Origin of the sequence: Citrobacter sp. Cpo089 (assembly GCF_030332695.1) — a bacterium.
GTDB classification, from domain to species: Bacteria; Pseudomonadota; Gammaproteobacteria; order Enterobacterales; family Enterobacteriaceae; genus Citrobacter; species Citrobacter portucalensis.
Window position 1 is genome coordinate 148073 of the sequence record NZ_JAOWHJ010000002.1, and the last position, 25386, is coordinate 173458.

20 protein-coding genes are annotated in these 25386 nt (G+C 52.2%); 8 read left to right on the forward strand and 12 right to left on the reverse strand.

The features are described 5' to 3' along the window. Nucleotide 1: 1 nt before the first annotated feature. The 9 genes from yejF to OGX92_RS01110 all read right to left on the reverse strand — a co-directional run bounded on the left by yejF (nucleotide 2) and on the right by OGX92_RS01110 (nucleotide 11657). Nucleotides 2–1591 carry a microcin C ABC transporter ATP-binding protein YejF gene (gene yejF / locus OGX92_RS01070; RefSeq protein ID WP_149335133.1) on the reverse strand — a complete coding sequence of 530 codons (1590 nt, stop codon included), beginning with the start codon at nucleotides 1589–1591 and terminating at the stop codon, nucleotides 2–4. A gap of 1 nt (nucleotide 1592) precedes the next feature. After that, nucleotides 1593–2618 (reverse strand): ABC transporter permease, encoded by a 1026-nt coding sequence (locus OGX92_RS01075; protein WP_003834577.1) that lies wholly within the window; start codon nucleotides 2616–2618, stop codon nucleotides 1593–1595. After that, entirely contained in the window at nucleotides 2618–3712 is a 1095-nt protein-coding gene (locus tag OGX92_RS01080; RefSeq protein WP_003834575.1) for a microcin C ABC transporter permease YejB, read from the reverse strand. Before OGX92_RS01080 ends, OGX92_RS01075 begins: the two co-directional genes overlap by 1 nt. Beyond that, on the reverse strand, nucleotides 3713–5527 hold the full coding sequence (locus OGX92_RS01085) for an extracellular solute-binding protein (protein ID WP_149335134.1): 1815 nt from the start codon (nucleotides 5525–5527) through the stop codon (nucleotides 3713–3715). A 100-nt stretch (nucleotides 5528–5627) separates the two neighbouring features. Beyond that, nucleotides 5628–7187 (reverse strand): cyclic di-GMP phosphodiesterase, encoded by a 1560-nt coding sequence (locus tag OGX92_RS01090; RefSeq protein ID WP_286586137.1) that lies wholly within the window; start codon nucleotides 7185–7187, stop codon nucleotides 5628–5630. 167 nt (nucleotides 7188–7354) lie between these two features. Beyond that, complete coding sequence (mepS, locus tag OGX92_RS01095) at nucleotides 7355–7924, reverse strand: bifunctional murein DD-endopeptidase/murein LD-carboxypeptidase (RefSeq protein WP_003834567.1); 570 nt, start codon at nucleotides 7922–7924, stop codon at nucleotides 7355–7357. 413 nt (nucleotides 7925–8337) lie between these two features. After that, complete coding sequence (locus tag OGX92_RS01100) at nucleotides 8338–9051, reverse strand: phosphatase PAP2 family protein (protein ID WP_063940535.1); 714 nt, start codon at nucleotides 9049–9051, stop codon at nucleotides 8338–8340. Between the two features lie 33 nt (nucleotides 9052–9084). Continuing rightward, nucleotides 9085–10071: a CobW family GTP-binding protein gene (locus tag OGX92_RS01105; RefSeq protein ID WP_003834563.1), complete on the reverse strand. Its 987-nt coding sequence runs from the start codon at nucleotides 10069–10071 to the stop codon at nucleotides 9085–9087. Between the two features lie 119 nt (nucleotides 10072–10190). Further along, a complete protein-coding gene (locus tag OGX92_RS01110) occupies nucleotides 10191–11657 on the reverse strand; it encodes a mannitol dehydrogenase family protein (protein WP_286586138.1) in 1467 nt (488 codons plus the stop codon). 202 nt (nucleotides 11658–11859) lie between these two features. Here OGX92_RS01110 and uxuA point away from each other — a divergent pair, with 202 nt between their 5' ends. After that, nucleotides 11860–13050, forward strand: a complete 1191-nt coding sequence (uxuA, locus tag OGX92_RS01115; protein ID WP_063940532.1) for a mannonate dehydratase — start codon at nucleotides 11860–11862, stop codon at nucleotides 13048–13050. A 45-nt stretch (nucleotides 13051–13095) separates the two neighbouring features. Here uxuA and pdxR read toward each other — a convergent pair whose 3' ends face one another. Continuing rightward, on the reverse strand, nucleotides 13096–14568 hold the full coding sequence (gene pdxR / locus OGX92_RS01120) for a MocR-like pyridoxine biosynthesis transcription factor PdxR (RefSeq protein ID WP_286586139.1): 1473 nt from the start codon (nucleotides 14566–14568) through the stop codon (nucleotides 13096–13098). A 165-nt stretch (nucleotides 14569–14733) separates the two neighbouring features. On the opposite strand from pdxR, the gene torC reads away from it, so the two are divergent. The 3 genes from torC to torD are packed head-to-tail and all read left to right on the forward strand — an operon-like array spanning nucleotide 14734 to nucleotide 18997. Then, complete coding sequence (gene torC / locus OGX92_RS01125; RefSeq protein ID WP_149335138.1) at nucleotides 14734–15867, forward strand: pentaheme c-type cytochrome TorC; 1134 nt, start codon at nucleotides 14734–14736, stop codon at nucleotides 15865–15867. 9 nt (nucleotides 15868–15876) lie between these two features. Further along, entirely contained in the window at nucleotides 15877–18375 is a 2499-nt protein-coding gene (torA, locus tag OGX92_RS01130) for a trimethylamine-N-oxide reductase TorA (RefSeq protein WP_284962055.1), read from the forward strand. After that, the gene (torD, locus tag OGX92_RS01135; protein ID WP_286586140.1) at nucleotides 18365–18997 is read left to right on the forward strand and encodes a molecular chaperone TorD; all 633 of its coding nucleotides are present in this window, start codon (nucleotides 18365–18367) and stop codon (nucleotides 18995–18997) included. The genes torA and torD overlap by 11 nt, the downstream gene beginning before the upstream one ends. A 55-nt stretch (nucleotides 18998–19052) precedes the next feature. On the opposite strand, the gene yeiP is transcribed toward torD, so the two are convergent. Beyond that, entirely contained in the window at nucleotides 19053–19625 is a 573-nt protein-coding gene (yeiP, locus tag OGX92_RS01140; protein WP_003027452.1) for an elongation factor P-like protein YeiP, read from the reverse strand. A 157-nt stretch (nucleotides 19626–19782) separates the two neighbouring features. Between yeiP and OGX92_RS01145 the strand changes: the two genes are divergently transcribed. Further along, complete coding sequence (locus OGX92_RS01145; RefSeq protein WP_149335141.1) at nucleotides 19783–20037, forward strand: YkgJ family cysteine cluster protein; 255 nt, start codon at nucleotides 19783–19785, stop codon at nucleotides 20035–20037. Here OGX92_RS01145 and setB read toward each other — a convergent pair. Beyond that, nucleotides 20034–21215: a sugar efflux transporter SetB gene (gene setB / locus OGX92_RS01150; RefSeq protein ID WP_286586141.1), complete on the reverse strand. Its 1182-nt coding sequence runs from the start codon at nucleotides 21213–21215 to the stop codon at nucleotides 20034–20036. The genes OGX92_RS01145 and setB overlap by 4 nt on opposite strands. Nucleotides 21216–21583: 368 nt before the next feature. Between setB and fruB the strand changes: the two genes are divergently transcribed. From fruB to fruA, 3 genes are read left to right on the forward strand one after another with little or no spacing between them, the layout of a single operon-like run. Continuing rightward, nucleotides 21584–22714: a fused PTS fructose transporter subunit IIA/HPr protein gene (gene fruB / locus OGX92_RS01155; protein ID WP_286586142.1), complete on the forward strand. Its 1131-nt coding sequence runs from the start codon at nucleotides 21584–21586 to the stop codon at nucleotides 22712–22714. Then, nucleotides 22714–23652: a 1-phosphofructokinase gene (gene fruK / locus OGX92_RS01160; protein ID WP_003834544.1), complete on the forward strand. Its 939-nt coding sequence runs from the start codon at nucleotides 22714–22716 to the stop codon at nucleotides 23650–23652. Before fruB ends, fruK begins: the two co-directional genes overlap by 1 nt. Nucleotides 23653–23668: 16 nt before the next feature. Beyond that, nucleotides 23669–25357, forward strand: a complete 1689-nt coding sequence (fruA, locus tag OGX92_RS01165) for a PTS fructose transporter subunit IIBC (protein ID WP_148361737.1) — start codon at nucleotides 23669–23671, stop codon at nucleotides 25355–25357. The last annotated feature ends 29 nt before the right edge of the window (nucleotides 25358–25386 follow it).

Here is a 25386-nt window from a genome sequence, read left to right on the forward strand (position 1 = left end):
GTCAGCTTAGCGCGAGCAGCTGACGCGTATAGGCTTGCTGTGGCGCGTTAAATACGTGCTCGCATTGCCCTTGCTCCACGACCTCTCCCTGACGTAGCACAATAACCTGATGGCATAACGCGCGTACTACGTGCAAATCATGGCTGATAAAAATATAAGCTAGCCGATGCTTTTCCTGTAAGGACTTTAACAACGTCAGGATTTGCGCCTGTACGGTCCTGTCGAGCGACGATGTTGGTTCATCCAGAATGATCAGGGAAGGTTTGAGAATCAATGCTCTGGCAATAGCAATGCGTTGGCGTTGCCCACCAGAAAACTCCGCAGGATAACGATGTCGCGTTTCGCTATCCAATCCCACTTCCGCCATCACCGCTTTCACCTGTGCCTCGCGTTGTTCGGCTGACAGGGTAGGCTGATGAACGCGCAACCCCTCCTCGATAATCTGTAGCACGCTCAGGCGTGGGTTTAGCGAGGAGTTGGGATCCTGAAATACCACCTGAATACGGTGACGGACCGGCAACAGCTGGCGTCGATTTAAGGTATGCAGTGCCAGACCATCGAACACAATGCTTCCCTGCGAGGTGATTAGCCGCAGAAGCGCCAGTCCGGTAGTGCTTTTTCCGGAGCCTGACTCTCCAACCAGCCCCAGCGTTTCACCGGGCCGGAGGGAAAAACTGACGTCGTTAACGACGACGTTGTGGTCCACCACGCGTTTCAGGATGCCTTTGCGGATAGGAAAGGCGACGCGGAGTTTTTCTACCTCCAGCAGCGGAGCTTGCCCAGTAGGTACAGGCACCGGATCGCCGGAAGGTTCGCTGTTTAACAATTTCTGCGTGTAGGGATGCGTTGGAGCAGCCAACAGCTGTGCTGCTCGATTTTGCTCAACGCACTGGCCGTTTTGCATGACCGCCACGGTATCGGCCAGCTTTTTCACAATGCTCAGGTTGTGGGTGATGAACAGTAATCCCATGTTCAGCTCGCGCTGTAGTTCTCTCAGCAGTTGCAGGATCTGTGCCTGGACGGAAACGTCCAGCGCGGTGGTCGGTTCATCGGCAATAAGCAACTCCGGTCGTGTTAGCAACGCCATGGCGATCATCACGCGCTGGCGTTCACCGCCGGACAGCTGGTGCGGGTAATCTGCGAGACGTTTGGCTGCCTGACGGATGCCAACGCGATCCAGGCAGGTCAGGATTTCTGCCCGCGCCGCCTCCCGACGCATTCCCCTATGCAGCGACAGCACTTCATAAAGCTGTTTTTCCAGATTGTGGAGCGGGTTCAGTGACACCATCGGCTCCTGGAAAATCATGGCGATTTTATTCCCCCGTACGCCGCGAAGCGTCTGCTCGTTGGCGTGAAGTAATGATTCACCATGAAAACGGATGTCCCCGGAAGGGTAAACTACCGGAGGGGACGGTAACAACCGTAGGATAGAAAGCGCGGTCACGCTTTTACCCGAGCCAGATTCACCCACCAGCGCCAGCGTTTGTCCGGCATCAACCCGTAGTGAGAGGGTATTGACTACGGTGCGCACGGTCTCTTGTTGACGAAAACCTACCGATAAATTCTCAATGGCTAACAGAGGTTGTGTCATTTTAAATCGCCTTGTTGGGATCAAACGCATCGCGTACCGCTTCACCAATAAAGATCAGTAGCGATAGTAGCAGGGCAACGGAGATGAACGCGGTGATGCCAAGCCACGGTGCCTGCAGGTTGTTTTTACCCTGCAACAGGAGTTCTCCCAGTGATGGCGAGCCAAGCGGTAAACCGAACCCAAGAAAATCCAGTGAGGTCAGAGTAGTTATCGAGGCGCATAAAATAAACGGTAAAAAAGTCAGGGCCGCGACCATCGCGTTGGGCAGCATATGACGCAGAATAATACTGCGATCGCTTACGCCTAGCGCTTGAGCGGCTCGAATGTAATCAAAGTTTCGGGTACGTAAAAATTCCGCGCGCACCACGCCAACCAGGCTCATCCATCCAAACAATACGGTAATGCCCAGCAGCCACCAGAAGTTAGGCTGGACCACACTCGACAATAGAATGATGAGAAACAGCGTTGGCATTCCTGACCAAACTTCAATGAATCGTTGCCCCCACAGATCCACCTTGCCGCCATAATAGCCCTGAATTGCGCCAGCCATAATGCCCATCACGCTCGAACAGAGGGTGAGCATTAGACCAAACAAGACAGAAATACGTGTGCCGTAGAGGATGCGTGCCAGTACATCACCGCCGTTAGCGTCTGTTCCCAACCAGTTTTGTGCGGAAGGCGGGGAAGGGAAGGGCTTATCGGTGGCAAAGTTAATGCTGGTGGCCCCAAAGCGTATTGGTGCCCACAGGATCCAGCCCTGGTTTTCCAGGCGCTGTTGTAGCCACGGGTCCTGATAATCAGCCTGAGTCGCCAGCGGTCCGCCGAAGTCGCTTTCACTGTAGTTTTTGAACAGGGGGAAATACCAGCTATTGTCGTAGCGCACCAGTAGCGGCTTATCATTGGCAATCAGTTCTGAACACAGGCTAAGGCCGAACAGCACCAGAAAAATCCACAGCGACCAGTAGCCGCGACGGTTGTGGCGAAAGCGCGCCCAACGGGCCTGATTGACGGGGCTTAATCGCGACATTAGCGTCCCTCAAAATCAATACGAGGATCGACCAGCGTATAGCTGATGTCGCTGAGGATATTCAGCAGCAGACCGATCAGGGTGAAGATATAAAGCGTGCCAAACATTACCGGGTAGTCGCGTGATACGGTGGATTCATAACCCAGCAATCCCAGACCGTTAAGTGAGAACATCACTTCAATCAGCAGTGAGCCGGTAAAAAACATGCTGATAAACGTTGCCGGGAAGCCGGCGATCACCAGCAACATGGCATTGCGAAACACATGTTTCCACAGAATATTTTTCTCGCTGACCCCTTTAGCGCGTGCGGTGACGACATATTGTTTGCGCACCTCATCCAGAAATGAGTTCTTGGTCAACATAGTCAGCGCGGCAAACCCACCAACCACCGTCGCCAGCACCGGCAGGGTAATATGCCAAAGGTAGTCGGTTACTTTCTGATACCAGGGCAGGGAGTCAAAATTGGCGGAAACCAGCCCGCGAAGCGGGAACAGGTCGTAGTAGCTTCCCCCGGCAAAAAAGACGATCAGCAAAATGGCAAACAGAAAGGCCGGTATGGCATAGCCGATAATAATAAATGCGCTGCTCCAGACATCAAACCGGCTGCCGTTATGCACCGCTTTGCGGATCCCAAGCGGTATCGACACCAGGTAGATGATGAGCGTACTCCACAGCCCCAGCGTGACGGAAACAGGCAGGCTGTCTTTGATAAGCGTCAGCACCGAGGCGCTACGAAACAGGCTGTCACCGAAATCGAAACGAATGTAATCCCAGAGCATTTTGAAGTAACGCTCATGAATGGGCTTATCGAACCCATAGCGGCGAGTGATTTCGGCGATCACTTCCGGGTCCAGACCCCGGCCGCCTCGATAATTACTGTCGCTGATGTTACCCACGCCGGTTTGCGCGTGGCTGGCACGAACGCCTTCGCTACCCGCGCCGGGTAATGCCCCGCTTTGCCCGAACTCAATGGCGGCGACGGCCTGTTCAACTGGACCGCCGGGGGCTATCTGCACGATAAAAAAGTTGATGGTGATGATGGCCCAAAGCGTTGGGATCACCAGCAGCAGACGTCGAATCAGATAAGCGCCCATTTATTCTCCCTGCCGCCTGGCTGCGGGCAGCTTCGCCGCTTTGTTGACGTCATACCACCAGTTGTCGAGGCCAATAGTATAAATTGGGCGAATAGCAGGATGTGAAAATTTATCCCACCATGCAATGCGATCCTCTGCCATAAACCACATAGGCAACATGTAGTAGTTCCAGGTTAATACCCTGTCCAGCACCCGGCCCAGTGGGATCAATTTGGCTTTATCGCCTTGCGCCGCGATGATTTGGTCGATCAGTTTATCAATCACCGGGCTTTGTACGCCGGGGGCGTTGTAGCTGGAATCAATATATTGAGAGGCCCACAGAATTTGCAGGTCCGAACTCGGCCACGGCATCGCACGATACAACCTCGGCATCATGTCATAGTCGCGACTGCGCAGGCGGTTCGTGATTTGTGAGTTATCCACCTGGCGGATATTCATGGTAATACCTAAGCGTTGCAGGTTGTGCTGGAACGGCAGCACCCACTGACTGTTGCTGCCTGCCGGGAGCAACAGTTCAAAGCTCAGGGGCTTACCGTTGGCGCTATTTACGCGCTGCTGACCCTTTAGTACCCACCCGGCCTGTTCCAGTAGGGTATCGGCTTTCAACAGATTGTCGCGATCGTAGCCATCGCCTCTTGATTTTGGCGGCTGATAGATTTGGCTAAAGACCTCAGGGGGGAGATCCTTTTTCAAGGGCGCGAGTATCACCAACTCATCCGCGTCAGGGTATTTTGTCGCGGCATATTCGGTATTCTGAAAATAGGTGTTGGTCCGGCTCCAGGCGTTATAGAACAGCGCTTTATTCATCCATTCAAAATCAAAGGCCAGCGTGATGGCTTCCCGCACCCGTCGGTCGCTGAATACCGGACGCTGAATATTAAATGCCAGCCAGCGGGTATCCTGCGCGGACTCGTTTTTTTGCTCATCTTTGATGATGTAATGATTCGCGAAATTTTTCCCGGTATAACGCGTCGCCCAGTTTTTGGCATCATTTTCAAGGCGCAGATCAAACGCACCGGCCTTAAACGCTTCAAAGGCGACGTTATCATCCAGATAGTAGTCGTAGCGGATGGTATCAAAGTTCCAGCGTCCACGATTGACGGGCAGATTAGCGGCCCAATAATCTTTGACGCGCGAATAGACAATATACTGGCCCATCTTCCATTTGGTAATGCGATAAGGGCCGCTGGCGAGCGGTGGCGATGATAAGGGATCGCTGAGCTTATGATCTTTCCAGTACTTCTCTGGCATCACGGGTAATGAAAACAGGCTGAGCATGTCCTCTTTACCCGGTTTGGCTAATTCAATGCGTACGGTTAATGGCGCGATGGCTTTTACCGTTGTTCCCTTGTAGACCAGACGAAACTGCGGCACGCCTTCAGTCATAAATTTGTGGAAGGTGAATGCGACGTCGCGGGCGGTAATAGGTGAGCCATCGTGAAAACGCGCGCGTGGATTAATGGCAATTTCTACCCAGGAATAGTCGTCAGCATAGCGTGCGCTGTCGGCAATGAGCGGGTAATAGCTACCAGGTTCATCGTCAGAGGTGGTAAACAGCGTATCGTAAAGCGTTTCGGTACGTGCGCCGGGGTTACCGCGCATCGCATAGCGGTTGAAGTTGTCAAATGTGCCAATGGCGGACAGGGTGATTTGACCACCTTTAGGGGCTGCGGGATTAACATAATCGAAGTGATTAAAGTTAAATGCGTACTTCGGCTCACCCAGTACGGCAAAAGCATAGCTTTCTTTGATGGATTGCGCCTGGGCGCTAAACCCGATGAGGGTAATAAACAGTAGCAGTACGCGAGGGATCATATAAAAGCGATTTCCTTTTCCTGCCACAACCCGACGGGCATCATGCCTGAAAGATAAGGGATGTAGCGGCGAGTGAGAGTATATGAATCGCATACTGCGATCACCACGTCGGCTTATTGGGCTGTGCCATCCAACGCACAAAATCAGCAAGCTGTAATGGTCGGCTAATCCAGTACCCCTGGAAAAAATGCACCCCACGATCGCGCAGCCAACGGGCTTGCTCAGGAGTTTCTACCCCTTCCGCAACCGTCAGCATATTAAGACGTTTAGAAAGTGTCAACACGGCGTCCAGTACCGGAGAAGTCAGTGTTTCCGTCCCAATGGCGTTAATAAATCCGCGATCGATTTTCAGGTAGTCAACGGTAAAGCGTTCCAGATAAATAAGCGCGCTATGGCCGGTGCCAAAATCATCAATCGCAATTTCAAAACCTGCGGAATGCAGCCATTCAAATAGCTTTGTGGCCTCGTGCTGATTGAGCATATCTCGTTCTGTGATTTCCTGTACTATCTGAAAATAGTTTGCGGGAAGCGAGGCCTGTAGGTGGCGAATGTCGTCTTTAAACGTCTCGCCATGCAGATGCGATGGCGCGATATTGATCCCTAATTTTGCCCCAGCGGGTAACACTTTTTGCAGTGTCGGGGCATCCTGGGCGATCAACTTAAAGAGATGCTGAGTCAGTGGGACGATCATTTTCTGTGATTCAGCGTAATGAATAAAGGCATCCGGTGGGATCTCGCCCGTTGTTGGGTGATTCCAACGTAACAGGACCTCGACGCCTTTCACTTCCAGCGTTTGCATCTCTACGACGGGCTGGTACACCACATAAAACTGGTTATGTTTGATGGCGTTGAGGATATCTTTGCCTGGGCGTAAACGGATGCTGTAGATGTAGTACCAGAGGAGAAGGGCGGCAATAATCCCGGCCATACATCCCAACAAAATAGAATACCAGACGTCAGTATAGTTCCACTCTTGTGCGTATAAGCGAATTTTAAGCGGGATCCCTTCAAGAGTGGCCTGCCGCCAGGAGGTATGAGGAAGAGCGGAGACATCGATGATTCGCGATGAGAATGTCGAAATTGCGGTATTACCGACGATAATAGCAATACCGTCAAAATCATCCTGCCGGGCGGTATAGAGTAGGTAAGGCGCCAGATTGATATTCAGTGAGGTAAATACGCCGCTATCATTGAACGACGCGTTTCGGTGCCAAATCATGATCGCTGGTTTGTCCGGCATCATGGGCGTACCGGGAAGTAATTCCACATCAATATTTCTGCTGATATCGAGGTTCGGGATCAAATCTAAAATCGGAGTGAACATGGAACCTGTTGCGGAAGAGCAGAAAGCGATGCCGTCTTTTACCAGTAAGAAAGCGCGAACGTTCAGGCTAAAGGCTGCACTGGAGGTCAGTTTAGCGCTGACTTGTTGGCAACTGTTGGCAACCAGCGGCTGAAGGGCATCGGTGGTGGTTTTGAGGTCGGTGAAGTAGCTGCTGACGTAATTCTGGATATCGGCAAGGAGCGTGTCGTACTTAACTTCTCGTTTATGCCAGGTGACGAAAAACTGCAGGGTACTCACGAGTATTGCGACGATAAGCCCCGTTAACATACAGGAAAGCAGGATTTTCCGACCGGATGAAGAAGAGCGTCTGAACATAGATCCTTATTTTACCTGATTTAACCGCTTACTCTGTATGAATATAACCTGAAATGACTCATGTTGTGAGATTTTTCTTAGTCGCAGGGGGAAACAAAAAAGCACCGCCGAAGCAGTGCTTTTGGAATGTCTCATCAGGATAGCCAAGGGATAGCTGCCAAACGAAACTAACTGCGGCTCAGAACCCGGCGAGCTTCGTTGTAGCGTTTTTTCCAGTAAGGCTCGTTCATGCTGGAAATGATAACGCCACTGCTGGTCGAGGCATGTACAAACTGGTTGTTACCGATATAAATACCGACGTGACGGCCGGTAGAGCCAGCACGGAACAGAACCAGATCGCCTGTGCGCAGATTAGTGCGCGAAACGGATTTTCCCGTTTCCTGCTGTTCATAGGTTGAGCGCGGAAGCTCTAAACCAAATTGCTCGCGGAATGTACGCTGCACGAAGCTTGAGCAATCAATACCTTTTTTGGTGCTGCCGCCAAGGCGGTAACGCACGCCTTTCCAGTCAGCATACTGGTCCATAATACGTGATTTAACATCGATATTACGTACCATATTTTCAAATTCATCCTGAGAGGCTTGCAGTGAAGAGTTATCTCCATTGCCCACAGCATGCGTCTCAGAATGCATATTCTTGGCGGTGTTCGTTGTGCTACATGCAGAAAGCAGAACCGCAACTGCTATCGCGGGTATGCCCCGCAAGATATATCTCAAAATCGGTTGAGATTTGACCATTTTGTTTGTTTTCCCTTGAAGTCCTTAACGATAAATATCGTTATAAAAAATGCCAAACGTGACGAGACTAATTACCATCGCACGATGAGACAATTCCTTAAGGTCAAATCTGTGGCAGAACGCACAAATTTATTCTGAAAGGGAATAATTATCCCGCGAGGCAAAACGAGTTCGAGATTACCCGATCGTTCCGGCCAATGCGAGTGATTTTACGTGATTTCTTATAAGAAAAATTGATACAGAAAGTGAATAAACGGCATTGTCTAAATTAAGAACAATCAGGGTAAAAAATACGCAACCTACTCATTTTAAACATGAATAAGATGACAAGGGAATGACAATCAGAATGATGAAATATTGCCCGGCATCATCAGGGAATCAGAAGTATCCCTGATGATGTTAATTACTCTGCGTTATTTGTTTAAAAATTGTTTGTTTTTGCCGGGGAGATAATTCACGAACAGAGTGACTAATCGGTCACTTAATGGCGTCATTAGCCACCAGGGAAGGCCAATCAAGACCACAGTCATGGAACCAACCACGATATCAGTGAGCCAGTGAGCGCCAATCATTACGCGTGGAAAGGCAAAAACCACAGCAATAATAAGGCCGATTATTCCTGCGACTTTTCCGAAATAACGCAGCATAAATGCGGAAAAAATAAGCAGCATCATGCCGTGATCGCCAGGAAAACTGTCTCTCGACGCATCTTTGGTCGGAATATGCAGCAGTTCGCTGACGCGATAAATATTATCCAGCATCAGGGTCGGGCTGGCGCGTTTAACGGGAATAAGCGCCTGGCCCAGCTGATTTAATACCACTGCGGTGAGCAGCATAACCAAACCGATAGCCACAATACGTCGGCGACCTTCCGACGTCTCTTTGAGCCAAAAGTGCAGCATCAATGCGCCCATAGCCAGCAATGAGCAGCCATCAAATGCCCGATTATTGGTAATAGCAACAACCCATAAGAACAGTGGGCTTTCCACCAGTTTATGATTAAAGAAGCGGAAAACGCCCGTATCCAGTGAAGACCATAACCCATGCCCGACTGGAATATACCAGGACATAAACAGTGCCAGACCCGCAATATTTAGCAGGAGGATTGAAGGGTATCGGGTTTTCATCGTCGTTTACCATTGCTAAAAACGAAGGCAACCTTACGCGCTAGCGTCTAAACGAAGTCTCAACAACGCGCTCTGTAACGCATTCCAGTCGGTCTCGGTATCGGCGATGAGTTCAATACGGCTATCGGGTGGTGCGACGTTTTGCGTCTCTATATGCCAGTCGTCTCCCTGGCGGTTAATGCGTACCAGTCCTTCTTTAATACGCATTACCCCCTTCACGCGTCCAACAGGAGCAAGACGCGACCATTCCAGCAGACCGATGGTATCGAACACTGTATCGGCGTCAAAAATCCAACCGCAGGCCTGATGGCCCTGACCGCTGTTCAGGCTACGACGCCAGCGCTGCTGTGCGGGTAAGCTCAACGCTGCCAGCCCCTTTTTGTTGGCATGGCTATGGGCGTGCTCCGCGCTTGCAGGAAGCTCCGCCAGGTTTAGTCGGGGCAAATCCAGTAGCTGTCCGTCAATTTGCCCATGGTCGGCATGAACTAACTGGCGATTACCGCCGTAGTGTTGCCACCAGCTTTGCAGGGCGTTTTCGCTTTCCGTCGTGGCACGGTCGGTTTTGTTGGCAACAATGATATCAGCGGCGGCCAGCTGATCGCGGAAATTGTCATTGGCGACGCTTTTCTCATCCAGTAACAGGCGAGGATCAAGGATACAGAGGGTTGCGCGCAGATCGATCCACGGCTCATAAACCGGTGCAGTGAGTAAATCCAGAATCTGTTTGGGATGCCCGAGGCCAGTGGGTTCAATCAGCAGACGGTCGGGTTTTCCCTGACGCAGCAGCGTATTGAGGCCAACCTGCATTGGCAGGCCGTTAACACAGCACATACAGCCGCCGGGGATCTCTTTTAGCAGCGCACCGCTGTCGGCCAGCAACGCGCCATCAATGCCAACTTCGCCAAACTCATTAACCAGCACGGCCCACTTCTCAGCAGGATCTTTGTTTGCCAATAAATGAAGAATAGAGGTGGTTTTGCCACTGCCGAGAAAACCGGTGATGAGATTGGTTTTAGTCACATTTACTCCAGAATCATAAATTACCGTAATGGCATTTAACAATCCTGGCGAAAAACGGGGAAAAAGAGAAGGGGGGAGAGGACGAAGAGGCGCTTCGTCCTGCTTAATGGCAGAAATCGTTAACTTTTTAACGTCTCAATGACAGCCTGATGCGCACCGTATTGGGCAATGCGTTGCCAGGCCTGCTGAATGGCCGCGACAAACTGCGGATTCTGTACGAGATCGGTGGCGAAAATCTCGCGCAGCGAAAGCAGGGCGTTGACGCGTTCTGACTCTGTGCTCTGTTTAACCAGAGCGGCAATTTTCTCACTCAACGGGTCACGAACATCAATAGCGGTGCCTGAATCATCCACGCCGCTCACATAACGCATCCAGCCTGCGACGCCGAGCGCCAGCAGTGGCCACTCACTTTGGCGGGCTAAATGTAGGCGGATCCCTTCCAACATGCGCTGGGGTAATTTCTGGCTACCGTCCATCGCGATTTGCCAGGTTTTATGTTTCAACGCTGGGTTGGCAAAACGCTCCAACAGGCTTAGGGCATACTGGTCTAAATCCACATCGGTAATTTGCAGCGTAGGTGCCTGTTCGTTGAGCATCAGGCGGTAAGCGGCTTCACGAAAAGCGCTGTCCTGCATACAGTCGCTGATGTGCTGAAACCCGGCCAGATAGCCGAGATAAGCAAGAAACGAATGACTGCCGTTCAGCATCCGCAGTTTCATTTGTTCCCACGGCAACACATTTTCGACCATCTGGACGCCCGCCGTTTCCCATTGTGGGCGGCCACACACAAAATTATCTTCAATCACCCACTGGATAAACGGTTCGCAGCTGATTGCGCAAGGATCGGCAACCCCCAGCTCGCGGGCAATTTCGGCCAGTGACTCTTCAGTGGCGGCAGGGACAATGCGGTCGACCATGGTGCCTGGGAAACTGACATGTTCCTGAATCCAGGTTGCCAGTAATGGTGAACGTTTCTCCGCCATTCCAAGGACGGCGTTTTTTACCACATGACCATTGTCCGGGATGTTATCGCAAGAGAGGACGGTAAACGGCTGTAGCCCGCGTTCACGTCGGCGGTGTAGGGCTTCAACAATAATTCCGGGGGCAGAGTGCGGTTCAGTCGGTGTTTGCAGATCGTGAGCAATACGTGGATTACTGAGGTCTAACGAGCCTGTCGCCGGATCGATGCAGTAGCCTTTTTCTGTGATGGTTAGCGAGACAATAGCCACCTGAGGTTCGCAGAATTTTTCGATAATGGCCGCCAGCGAATCCAGCCTGGCGTTGAGACATTCGTTGACGGCGCCGATAACAATTGGCTGGTTGCCGTTGGCCCCTTTTTCCAGCACGGTAAATAAATGATCCTGTTCGCGCAGTTGGCTCATCAGTCGATCGCCGCTGAACAGACTGATCTCACAAATACCCCAGTCTCCACCCTGCGCATTCAGCACCCTGTCGGTTAGTAACGCCTGATGGGCGCGGTGAAAAGCACCGAAACCAAAATGCACAATCCGCGTTTTTAATTGCTGGCGGTCGTATTGCGGCATCATGACATTTTCCGCCAGTGGCGCTGAGGCAATAGTTTTCATTTAATACACCTGATTAACCATAAATTAACAATGGCAGTATAAAGTTATATGACAACAAATTGAATTGGTGTGCCTCATTTATCCGGGGAATGTGAGCTTGATCAACCAATCATCGGCAATGTGTTGATCGGTTGACGGATGCCTGTATGGTAGTCGTCATTAAGATGATTTAATTTGGTATAACAACTTGTGAGGTGAAACAATGGAACAAACCTGGCGTTGGTACGGACCTAACGATCCGGTATCGCTTGATGATGTGCGTCAGGCTGGCGCAACGGGTGTTGTGACCGCCTTGCACCATATTCCTAACGGTGAAGTGTGGCCGGTAGAAGAAATTCAACAGCGTCAGGCCATTCTGGCTGAAAAAGGGCTGACCTGGTCGGTGGTGGAAAGTATCCCTGTCCACGAAGATATCAAAACGCGTTCAGGTCAATTTCAAACGTGGATTGCCAACTATCAGCAGAGTATCCGTAATCTGGCGACCTGTGGTATCGATACGGTGTGCTATAACTTCATGCCGATCCTCGACTGGACGCGTACCGACCTCGAATATCAGCTGCCGGATGGTTCCAAAGCGCTGCGTTTTGACCAGATTGCTTTTGCGGCCTTCGAACTTCACATTCTGCAACGCCCGGGAGCTGAAGCGGATTATACCGCCGAAGAACAACGCCAGGCGCTGGACTACTTCAATGCCATGAGTGATGCAGAAATTGAAAAGCTGACCCGCAATATCATTGCTGGGCTGCCAGGTGCAGAAGAGGGCTATACGCTGGATCAGTTCCGTGCGCGTCTCGCTGAATATGACGGCATCAGCAAGGACGATCTGCGCGATAATATGGCGGTATTCCTGCGGGCGATTGTGCCAGTGGCAGAAGAAGTCGGCGTGCGTCTGGCCGTGCATCCTGACGATCCGCCGCGCCCGATCCTCGGCCTGCCGCGTATCGTTTCGACTATCGAAGATATGCAGTGGCTGAAAGAAACGGTCGATAGCATTAATAACGGTTTTACCATGTGCACCGGTTCTTACGGCGTGCGCGCTGATAACGATCTGGTGAAAATGATCGAAACCTTTGGCGATCGAATCCACTTCACACACCTGCGCTCAACCTGTCGTGAAGATAACCCGAAAACCTTCCATGAAGGTGCGCACCTGCAGGGCGATGTGGATATGGTATCGGTGGTGGCTGCCATTTTGAGCGAAGAGCAGCGGCGTAAAAAGGCGGGCGACCTGCGTCCTATCCCGATGCGTCCGGATCATGGACACCAGATGCTTGACGATCTGCACAAGAAAACTAATCCGGGCTACTCTGCGATTGGTCGCCTGAAAGGCCTGGCAGAAGTCCGCGGCGTTGAGCTGGCGCTGAAACAAACGCAGTTCCGCGACCTGCTGTAAGTCTAACCACAGGGATTGCGCGACAGGCGCGATCCCTGTTATTCATCAAGGCTGCGCAAGCGCCTGCTCCAGCACTGTCAGCACTTTATTGATCTGCTGTATCTGCAATCCACCAAATCCAAAAAACATAACAGCATCGCTGTTCTCTTTGCGCCATGCGGCTTCTGATCCATTTTCTATATCCGGCTGAGTGTCGAAACGGATCCCGGCCAACAGGCAGCTTTGTTGCAGCCTGGCGATGAATTCGGTATGTCTGGCAATGCGTAACGAGAGGTGCAGACCTGCCGTTGCGCCAGCGATTTTCCCTTCGGGAAACAGAGTGGAAAGGCCATCGCGTAACAGGGCGAGGCGCGTCGCATAGCTGCAGGCCAGCTTGCTGATATGCGTATAAAACACCTGATTTTGCATCAGTTCGGCTAAAAATTGCTGCAACAACCACTGACTGCCGTTGTTATTGAGCGCTTTCATATTCTGTACCGCCGGAAGCAGTTCATCAGGGCAAATTAGATAGCCAAGCCGTGCGCCTGGCCCCAGCGTTTTAGAAAATGTCCCCATGTAGATAACCCGGTTGTGATAATCCATGGCTTTCAGCGCGGGAAGGGGATTTTCCCCATAGGTAAAAACGGCATCGTAATCATCTTCAATGATGTAAGCGCCGACGCGTTGCGCCCACGTTAATAATGACTGACGGCGCTCCAGCGAAAGTACACCTCCCATCGGATACTGATGCGCTGGAGTAACATAACAAAGCTGGGTTTCATACTCGGGTAAATTATCTGTTTGCAGCCCGAGGTTATCTACGGCGATTGACGTAATGTCTGCACCGTAATAATTGAAAAGATGCCATGCGCCAGAATAACAAGGGGATTCGGTCACAATATGGCACTTTTTTTGCTGACTGACAGCATGATGAATAATAAATATTTGGCTGAGCAGTGATAATCCCTCCTGAATCCCGTTGGTAATGATGATGTTCTCTGCTCGGGTATTAATTCCGCGGGATAAATTAAGGTATCTGACCAATTGCTCACGCAATGAAAATAATCCATTTGGTGAATGATATCGGGTAAATAATTGTTCTTTAAGTATGCTTGGAGCATTATTCCATTTCCGCCAGCTTGACCAGGGAAAAGCGTTGGGGTCGGGGACGCCCATCCGGCAGTAGCACTCTCGTCCAGGCTCGGCGTAAACATCGGTAGAGACCCCGGCAGCTTTAGGTTTTGTGGGCGGAGAACCCTGGGTAACGGGCACAAGTGTTGGTGTTATACGTACAGGCGTTGTGAATATCACTTCATAGCCAATACCGTGTCGGCTCTTGATTAACCCTGCAGCCATAAGCTTATCATAGGCCATCACTACCGTTATTTTGGCTACGTTCAATACCTGAGCCTGCTCGCGAATAGAGGGAAGCTTATCGCCACAAAGCAAATCTCCCCGCTGAATAGCCTGGAAATAAAATTGAAAAATTTGTAATTGCAGCGGAGTGCTGAGTTCTCTATTGAGCGTTAATGTAAGCATGAGGAATTCCTTATTAATATATGGCCACTATATTACGAATTTCTCGTTTTTACTATTTGATACACCTCATGGAGTAGTGGCTGTTCCTATAACTTGCTATCGCTGTCTCTATTTTTGGTTTTTATTATCCCTTAGCGTGTCGCTATTAAAAAAATGGAGGCAAGCATGTCGTGGATAAGAAAGAACGCATTGTGGTGCGTATTGGCTGGGGCGGTGGCAATGGCCCTGGCTATTTGGGGAACGTGGCAAGGCGTTCATTACACCAGTACCACCGAATTTTGTTTATCGTGTCACTCGATGCGCACGGCTGGAGAGGAATATAAAACCAGCGTGCATTTTCGCAACGCATCTGGCGTGCGGGCTGAGTGTAAGGATTGTCATATTCCACCGGGCGTTATTCCAACGCTTATTCGTAAAACTGAAGCCTTAAACGACCTCTATCACACCTTTATTTCTCCTTCTATCGATACTCCTGAAAAGTTTGCTGCCAAACGCCCGGAGCTGGCCCAGCGGGAGTGGGCGCGCATGAGCGCGAATAATTCAGCGGCGTGTAAATCCTGCCATAGCTATGAGGCAATGGATCATGGCAAGCAATCGGCAAATGCGGCGGCGCAAATGACCGCAGCGGCAGCAAAAGACAGTAACTGTATCGATTGTCACAAAGGAATTGCCCATCACAAACCCGATATGAGCAGCGGTTTTCGCGATCGCTATAAGCAACTACAGCGTCAAGGAGATACGCCAACGGATGCGACCACGCTGTTCTCATTAAGCGAAAAATCACTGGCGGCAACGGCAGAGAGTCCGGTCGGGAAGGCGCTGTTATTTCCCGCCACCGAGGTCAAGGTGCTGAAAAAAGAAGGCCGTAACGTGCAGCTCGAAATCACGGGCTGGCGTGAAAGCAAAGGACGCGGACGGGTGATCACCCAGTATATGGGGAAACGCGTTTTCTCCGCCGTTCTCGATGAGCCCCTGATGGTGAACGTAAAAGTGCTACAAACTCAGGTCGATCCTGACTCACATCAGGAATGGCAGCAGGTGAGCGTCACCGCCTGGACCACCGATCAGGACTTTATCAACACGCTCGCGCCAATCTGGGAGTACTCAGATCAAATGCTGCAATCCACCTGTAGCGCCTGTCATAGCACTCCTCCTACAACCCGATATACCGCTAACGGCTGGATCGCCGGACTGAAAGCCATGTCGACCTATTACCGGCTTAATCCGGTGGAGGAACGTACGTTGTTGAAATACCTCCAGACCCACGCCAGCGATGTGTCTGAAACCAACAAAAAGTAAGGATAATGTATGGATATTCATGACTTTAATCCGTCCCGCCGCCGTTTTCTCAACGGAATGCTGGCGGTGGGGGCTGCCAGCGCACTGGCGCCTAATCCGCTGATATCAAAAGTGTGGGCGGCGGGGGAAAATCCCGAACAGTGGATCCAATCTGGTTCGCACTATGGCGCTTTTGAAGCCAAAGTGGTCAACGGTGAGTGGACCGAAACCCGTCCGTTCAAACATGACAAATACCCCTGCGATATGCTGAACGCGGTGCGTGAAGTGGTTTACAACCCGTCGCGGGTGCGCTACCCAATGGTGCGTCTGGACTGGTTGCGTAAGCGTGAGAAGTCGGATCGCAGCCAGCGCGGAGATAACCGTTTTGTGCGGGTTAGTTGGGATCAGGCGCTGGATTTGTTTTACGAAGAGCTGGAGCGGGTGCAAAAAACCTATGGCTCATCAGGCGTATTTACCGGGCTTGCCGATTGGCAGATGGTGGGCAAATACCATAAAGCGGGCGGGGCGATGGACCGGGGACTTGGCCTGCATGGTAGCTATGTGACAACCGTCGGCGACTATTCTGCGGCAGCGGCACAAGTCATTTTACCGCATGTGATTGGTTCGCTGGAAGTTTATGAGCAGCAGACGTCGCTTCCGCTGGTGATTGAAAACAGCAATACCATCGTGCTGTGGGGCTGCGATCCGATCAAGAACCTGCAGATCGAGTTTTTGGTTCCCGATCACGATGCGTTTGGCTACTGGCAGCAGATTAAAGAGGCGGTAGCGCAGGGTAAGATGCGCGTTATCAGTGTCGATCCGGTGCGTAGCAAGTCGCAAAACTTTCTTGACTGCGAGCAGTTGGCGTTGCGGCCACAAACCGATGTGGCGTTAATGTTGGCGCTGGCGCATACCTTGTACGAAGAAAAATTGTACGACACGGCGTTTATTACCGATTACACCGTCGGCTTTGAGCAGTTTTTGCCGTATCTGCTGGGCGAAGCCGATAAACAGCCGAAAAATGCCGAATGGGCGGCAGAAATCTGCGGCCTGACGGCAGAGCAGATTCGAGACTTCGCCCGCCTGTTGGTGAAAGGCAGGACACAGTTTATGGGCGGTTGGTGCGTACAACGCATGCACCATGGTGAGCAGTATCCGTGGATGCTGGTGGTGCTGGCCAGCATGGTCGGTCAAATTGGTTTGCCCGGCGGCGGGGTAGGATTTGGCTGGCACTACAACGGTGGAGGTACGGTAACATCCGCCGGGCCTGTGCTCTCTGGACTGGGAGGGATCACGAATCCCCCGCAGGCAAAGTACAACGCGGATTTTCGCGGCGCATCGGAGCATATCCCCACTTCACGTATCGTTGACTGCCTGCTTGAGCCGGGCAAAAAAGTTGCCTTTAACGGCGAGACGTTAACATGGCCTGACATCAAAATGGCGATCTACAGTGCGGCAAATCCATTTCATGCGCAGCAGGACAGGAATCGCATGATCGACGCGTGGAAGAAGCTGGAAACCGTGGTGGTGTTGGATCATCAATGGACCGCGTCGTGCCGATTCGCCGATATCGTCCTGCCCGTTACCACCCGCTTTGAACGTAACGATATTGAGCAGTTCGGTACGCATTCGAATAAAGGGTTGATGGCGTTGCATCAGATCGTCAAACCGCAATATGAAGCGCGACATGATTTTGATGTGTTTGCCGGGCTGTGTAAGCGCTTTGACAAGGAAGCGGTGTACCGCGAAAACCGTGATGAAATGCAGTGGATACAGGTGCTTTATGATGAAGGCGTGAAGATGGGAGCGTCGCTCGGTGTCTCATTACCGGATTTCACAACGTTCTGGCAGGGTGACGGATATATTGAATATCCGCCGGGTCAGCCGTGGGTACGGCACGGTGAGTTTCGCGACCAGCCAGACCTGAATCCGCTGGGAACGCCGTCAGGTCTGATTGAAATCTACAGCAAAACCATCGCGGGCTTTGCCTATGAGGATTGTCCAGGGCATCCCGTGTGGATGGAACCCTTTGAGCGTACCCATAGCGGCAAAAAAGATAAATACCCGCTGCATCTGCAATCCTGCCATCCGGATAAACGTCTGCATTCCCAACTGTGCTCTAGCGAGGCGTTTCGCAACACCTATGCGGTTGCCGGAAGAGAGCCGCTTTATATCAGTGAACAGGATGCCACCGCTCGTGGCTTAAAAGCCGGTGATATCGCCCGCGTTTATAACGCTCGTGGTCAGGTACTGGCTGGCGTGGTTGTCAGTCCGGATTTTTCCCCTGGCGTGATTCGTATTCATGAAGGCGCGTGGTATTCCCCGCAGGAAGGGGGGAAAGCCGGGACATTATGCACCTATGGCGACCCGAACGTGCTGAGCGCGGATATAGGTACTTCACAATTGGCCCAGGGGCCTTCAGCGCATACCGTGCTGGTGGAGGTCGAGCGTTATCAGCAGAAAGCCCCGCAAGTGACGGCTTTCGGTGGTCCGCAGATTGTGAAAGAGGAGGGGACCAGTGCAGCATAAGCAAATTCATCAGCAGCGGGCGGCTGTGTACCAGTGGTTTTCGCAACTGTTATTTCGTGAGCTGGATGAAAAACAGCTCGCCAGTCTGGAAAACGGCGATAGCCAGGCTTGGATTGCCTCACTGGCGGCGGTTCCTGGAGTATCTGCCGAGGTTAAATGTTTTGAGCGTAGCCTGGGCCGGGTTTTGCGGCGCGACTCCCGACAGCTGGAGCTGGCAGCAGATTTTGCCTCGCTGTTTCTGCTGGCCCCGCCGGCTAGTGTTTCTCCCTATGCAGGGCACTATCCACACACGACAGCGGCAGAAGAACGTCGGCAAATGAATGTGTTGCTGATTGAGCAAGGTCTGGCAGCGAGAGAGAATGAGCCCTCCGATCATATTGCCGTGCAGTTGGCATTAATGGCGAGGATGGTTGCTAAAGAGGAGAGGCTATCGGCGCAATATTACTTTTTGCATCATCATATTCTGTGCTGGGCACCGTTATTTCGCGACGCTTGTCTGGTGCGGGATAACGAGGGGTTTTATCCTCAGGCGGTTAATCTGATAGAGCGTTTTATGCAAGAGGATGAACAGTATCTGGAGTCATTGCTGATGGATGATTTTTATCTCAGCAGCCAGTGCTGAAAATGAAAAAAGGGACAGCCTGCGCTGTCCCTTGCCGTCACTGCGCAGCAGAAAATTAATCTGCACGGCCCATATAGCGACGTTCTTCGATATGAATACGGATTTTTTCACCCGCACTTAGGTACTCAGGAACCTGGATCACCAGACCGGTGCTCAGGGTTGCTGGCTTGTTGCGCGCGCTCGCTGAAGCGCCTTTAATACCCGGTGAGGTTTCAACGATTTCCAGGTCTACAGTCTGCGGCAGTTCAAGCGCCAGCAGTTGGCCGTCCCAGGTCAGTACCTGCATGTCCGGCATACCGCCTTCCGGCATGAACAGCAGCTCTTCTTCAATCTGGTCTTTGGTGAAGGTATATGGGGTATAGTCTTCTTTATCCATAAAGATGTATTCGTTGCCATCGACGTAGGAGAAATCAACGCCACGACGGCTCAGAGTGACGGTATCCACGATATCGTCGCCTTTGAAGCGCTCTTCAACTTTCAGACCGGTACGCACATCAGAAAAACGCATTTTGTACAGCGTGGCAGCACCACGTGCGGACGGTGATTGAATATCGATATCTTTTACAATCAGCAGTTTGCCGTTGTAGTTCAGTACCATACCTTTTTTAATTTCGTTCGCTCTTGGCATCGAAAAAATCCTGTAGTGAGGAGTGTCTAAAATATCGCGTAAAACTACTCGCGCCGGGGCATTCAGGCAAGCGGAATTCATGCTTTTGCTGGTGCAAAAAAGGTGGTACTGTGCCCTTCCCGCACAATCCGATGGTTTACGATAAAGAGAGTACTGTATGGAATGCCGTCCGGATTGTGGTGCATGCTGCACCGCGCCTTCAATCTCCAGTCCCATCCCCGGTATGCCTGATGGCAAGCCCGCTAATACGCCCTGCGTTCAGTTGGATGAATCCCTGCGTTGCAAAATTTTTGTGTCGCCGCTACGACCAAAGGTGTGCGCCGGTTTACAGCCCAGTGCGGAAATGTGCGGGCGGACGACGCACCAGGCCATGGTTTATCTCATCGAGCTTGAAGCGCTAACCGCGCCTTAAACGTCCTTGATGCGCGCCAGGCACGCGACGGTGGCGACGATCATCACCAGTGCAAACCAGAACACCGCGTGATAGTTCCAAATTTCAGCGGCAATTCCCGCCAGCGATCCGGCAATAATCCAGCCCACGCGAATGGTATTCGTATAGAGGGTGGTGGCTGAACCCGCCTGTCCCGGCATCAGGTCCTGGAAATAGAGCATACCAATCCCGCCGAGAATACCGATGTAAATCGCGTTCAGCAGCTGTAAGCCAAGCAATATCGCCGGAGAGTGAGCCAGCAGCATACCGGCATAAAAGAAGAATCCGGCAACGACGGCAATTCTCATCAACAGACGTTTACCCAGACGCTTTGCAAAATAGCCAGCAATCAACATGGTCGGGATTTCCAGACCGGCTGCGGTGCCCATCATGATGCCAGCCAGTTTTTCCGGCAGATGCAGTTCGTTGATGATAAACAGCGGCATATTAATGATATAGAGACTATTGGTTCCCCACATTAATGTGCAGATAACAAACAGCAGCAACGTGTCGCGTCGATTGCGGCGCGGGGCCTCAACTGCGCCTGTCGCGAGAAGCACGTTTTTACTCATTGAGGGTAAAAACAGCCAGACCATTACGCCGCAGACAACAAACGCCACCGCCGCGCTGAGATACATCACTGTAAAGCTGAATCCCATGGCCAGCGCGTAGGCCAGCGGCGGGCCAATTACCCAGGCTAGCGAAACCTGTGCACGTAATATTGAGCTGAACATGACGGCTTCCCGACCTGTGCGGTCGGCGTGTTCACGGGCGAGAGCAAACATTTGCGGGTTGGCGGTCGATCCAAAGCTGCTGAGGAATACCCCGACAAACAGCAAGATAAAATAATTACGATTCCAGGCAAATAGCACGCAGGCCAGCATCCCCAGCACGCAGCAAAACACAATCAGGTTCTTGCGATCGCCTTTTCTATCTGAACGTCCGGCCAGAAACTGACTTACCAGAATACCGATCACAGCGCTACCGGTAAAAAAGAACCCGACCATGCCGGGACGGGCGTGGACTTCATCCGTCAGAAAAAGGCTGAGCGTTGGCGTCTGCAACGCACCGGCGATACCCGTCAGAAATGCGACAAGCAGGAACGCCGAAGACGTTAAATCAAACGCCTTGGGTGTGGCGGCTACGGGGGTGTTATGCATGTTTTGATATCAATGATGTGAAGAGACGCGGAGTTTACGCCGCTTGTCAGAAAATAAACAGGGAGCCAAATCAAAATCGGCATCAAAAATCAAAATAGCATTTCAGTCAAAGAATGCTGCTTGCTGACGTTGCTGAATCTGACAAGCTGACGGCGTTTTTGCGTCAGCAATTTTTTCTCCTCCGCAGAGAAAATGTGCGTTATCTCTAAATTCAGCAAGTAATTTGTCAACTTTACTTGTGTGCTGAAGAAAAAAGAGCAAGACTTCTTGAAACGTTTCAGCGTCATCTTGCCTTAACTGATGGAGTCGGGTGACGCCTTTTTTCTCATGTTGGCTGAATCGTTTCAATTCAGCGGGAGAGGAGAATCATGTTCCAGTTATCTGTTCAGGATATTCACCCGGGCGAACAGGCCGGGAATAAAGAAGAGGCTATTCGCCAGGTTGCCGCTGCCTTAGTGCAGGCGGGTAACGTCGCGGAAGGCTACGTCGATGGCATGCTGGCGCGCGAACAACAGACGTCCACGTTCCTCGGCAACGGTATTGCGATTCCTCACGGTACGACGGACACGCGCGATCAGGTACTGAAAACCGGTGTGCAGGTATTTCAGTTTCCGCAGGGCGTGGCCTGGGGCGAAGGGCAGGTTGCTTATGTGGCAATCGGCATCGCCGCAAGTTCTGATGAACACCTCGGTTTACTGCGTCAGCTGACACACGTGCTGAGCGATGACTCCGTCGCTGAACGGCTGAAATCTGCGACCACGGCGGAAGAACTGCGTGCGCTGCTGATGGGTGAAAAGCAAAGTGAACAGCTGAAGCTTGATAACGAAACGCTGTCGCTGGATGTCGTGGCCAACTCGCTGGTGACGCTGCAGGCACTCAACGCGGCACGGCTGAAAGAAGTCGGTGCGGTTGACGCCACCTTTGTGGCCAGAGCAATCAATGAGCAACCGATGAATCTCGGTCAGGGGATCTGGCTGAATGACTGTGCTGAAGGTAACGTGCGTAGCGCCGTTGCGGTTAGTCGTGCAGCAACAGCGTTCGATGTACAAGGTGAAGCGGCAGCCTTGCTGGTGACCGTCGCCATGAATGACGATCAACCGGTTGCGGTACTGAAGCGCCTTGGCGATCTGCTGCTGAATAATAAAGCTGACCGTTTGTTGAAAGCTGATGCGGCAACGGTGCTGGCGCTGCTGACCAGCGATGACGCCTTAACTGATGATGTACTGAGCGCCGAATTTATTGTGCGCAATGAGCATGGTTTACATGCCCGCCCGGGCACCATGCTGGTGAATACGATTAAACAATTTAACAGTGAAATTACCGTGACAAATCTTGATGGAACCGGCAAGCCGGCGAATGGACGCAGTCTGATGAAAGTTGTGGCGTTAGGCGTGAAGAAAGGACATCACCTGCGCTTTACTGCACAGGGCGAAGATGCTGAACAGGCGCTGAAGGCGATTGGCGAAGCCATCGCAGCAGGTCTTGGGGAGGGCGCGTAATGAGCAGACGTGTTGCTACTATCACCCTTAACCCGGCCTACGACCTGGTGGGTTTCTGCCCGGAAATTGAACGCGGTGAAGTGAACCTGGTTAAAACCACCGGTCTGCATGCGGCAGGGAAAGGGATCAACGTCGCTAAGGTTTTGAAGGATTTAGGTATCGATGTCACTGTGGGTGGCTTCCTGGGTAAAGACAACCAGGATGGTTTTCAGCAGTTGTTCAGCGAGCTGGGCATTGCCAACCGTTTTCAGGTCGTGCAGGGCCGTACCCGTATTAACGTCAAGCTGACCGAAAAAGACGGTGAAGTATCTGACTTCAACTTCTCCGGCTTTGAAGTCACCCCGGCTGACTGGGAACGCTTTGTAAATGATTCGCTGAGCTGGCTGGGCCAGTTCGACATGGTGTGCGTCAGCGGCAGTTTGCCAACCGGCGTGAGCCCGGAAGCCTTCACCGACTGGATGACGCGCCTGCGTAGTCAGTGTCCTTGCATTATCTTTGATAGTAGTCGTGAAGCGTTGGTAGCAGGTCTGAAAGCGGCGCCATGGCTGGTGAAGCCAAACCGTCGCGAACTGGAAATCTGGGCCGGTCGTAAGCTGCCGGAAATGAAAGATGTGATTGAAGCGGCGCATGCGCTTCGCGAGCAGGGGATCGCTCATGTGGTGATTTCACTCGGCGCGGAAGGTGCGCTGTGGGTTAACGCCTCAGGAGAGTGGATTGCTAAACCGCCGTCAGTTGAGGTGGTCAGCACCGTCGGTGCGGGTGATTCAATGGTTGGCGGTCTGATTTACGGCCTGCTGATGCGTGAGTCCAGCGAACATACCCTGCGTCTGGCGACGGCTGTTGCCGCCCTGGCGGTAAGCCAAAGTAATGTAGGCATTACCGATCGTCCTCAGTTGGCCGCAATGATGGCGCGTGTCGACTTAAAACCGTTTAACTGACAGCAGGAGAGGCATAATGAAAACGCTGCTGATTATTGACGCTAATCTCGGCCAGGCTCGCGCTTACATGGCGAAAACCCTGCTTGGAGCGGCGGCACAGAAAGCACATCTGGAAATTATTGATAATCCGAATGATGCCGAACTGGCAATTGTTCTGGGCGATACGCTTCCTGCCGACAGTTCGCTGAATGGCAAAAAAGTCTGGCTGGGCGACATTGGTCGTGCGGTTGCGCATCCTGAACTCTTCCTCAGCGAAGCTAAAGGCCATGCAAAACCTTACAGTGCCCCGGTTGCAACAGCAGCTGTGGCCAGCAGTGGTCCAAAACGCGTGGTGGCGGTGACGGCTTGTCCGACCGGTGTTGCTCATACGTTTATGGCCGCTGAAGCGATTGAAACTGAAGCGAAAAAACGTGGCTGGTGGGTGAAGGTTGAAACCCGAGGTTCTGTTGGCGCAGGTAACGCTATTACGCCGGAAGAGGTGGCTCAGGCTGATCTGGTGATTGTGGCAGCTGACATTGAAGTTGATCTGGCGAAGTTTGCCGGCAAACCGATGTATCGCACCTCTACCGGTCTTGCGTTGAAGAAAACAAAGCAGGAGCTGGACAAAGCGCTGGAAGAAGCAACACCGTACCAGCCAACCGGTAAAGCGCAGACTTCAGCAACCGAAAGTAAGAAAGAGAGCGCGGGGGCGTATCGTCACCTGCTGACGGGCGTCTCTTATATGCTGCCGATGGTAGTTGCTGGCGGCCTGTGTATTGCACTCTCGTTCGCTTTTGGTATCGAAGCGTTTAAAGAGCAGGGTACGCTGGCGGCGGCGCTGATGCAGATTGGCGGTGGTTCAGCCTTCGCGCTGATGGTGCCGGTACTGGCAGGTTATATCGCGTTTTCCATCGCTGACCGTCCGGGTCTGACGCCGGGTCTTATCGGCGGTATGCTGGCGGTAAGCACCGGTTCCGGCTTTATTGGCGGGATTATTGCTGGTTTCCTTGCCGGTTATGTGGCGAAGCTTATCAGCACGAAGCTGAAACTCCCGCAGAGTATGGAAGCGCTGAAACCGATCCTGATCATTCCGCTGTTCTCAAGCCTGGTGGTTGGCCTGGCCATGATTTACCTGATCGGCAAACCGGTGGCGGGTATTCTGGAAGGTTTGACTCACTGGCTGCAAACCATGGGTACGGCCAATGCGGTGCTGCTTGGCGCGATTCTTGGCGGCATGATGTGTACCGACATGGGTGGTCCGGTTAACAAGGCGGCGTATGCTTTCGGTGTGGGTCTGCTGAGTACACAAACTTATGCGCCGATGGCGGCCATCATGGCTGCGGGTATGGTACCTCCGCTGGCTCTGGGTCTGGCAACGCTGGTTGCGCGTCGTAAGTTCGACAAAGCGCAGCAGGAAGGCGGAAAAGCTGCGCTGGTACTGGGTCTGTGCTTTATCACCGAAGGGGCAATCCCGTTCGCTGCCCGTGACCCAATGCGCGTTCTGCCTTGCTGTATCGTTGGTGGTGCGATTACCGGGGCTATCTCGATGGCGGTGGGTGCGAAGCTGATGGCGCCACACGGCGGGCTGTTTGTCCTGTTAATCCCAGGTGCAATCACGCCGGTGTTGGGATACCTGCTGGCAATTATTGCCGGTACGCTGGTAGCCGGTCTCTCCTACGCGGTGCTGAAGCGCCCGGAAGCTGAGGTTGTGGCAAAGGCGGCCTGATTTAACGTCAATACCAGGGGCAGAGAATT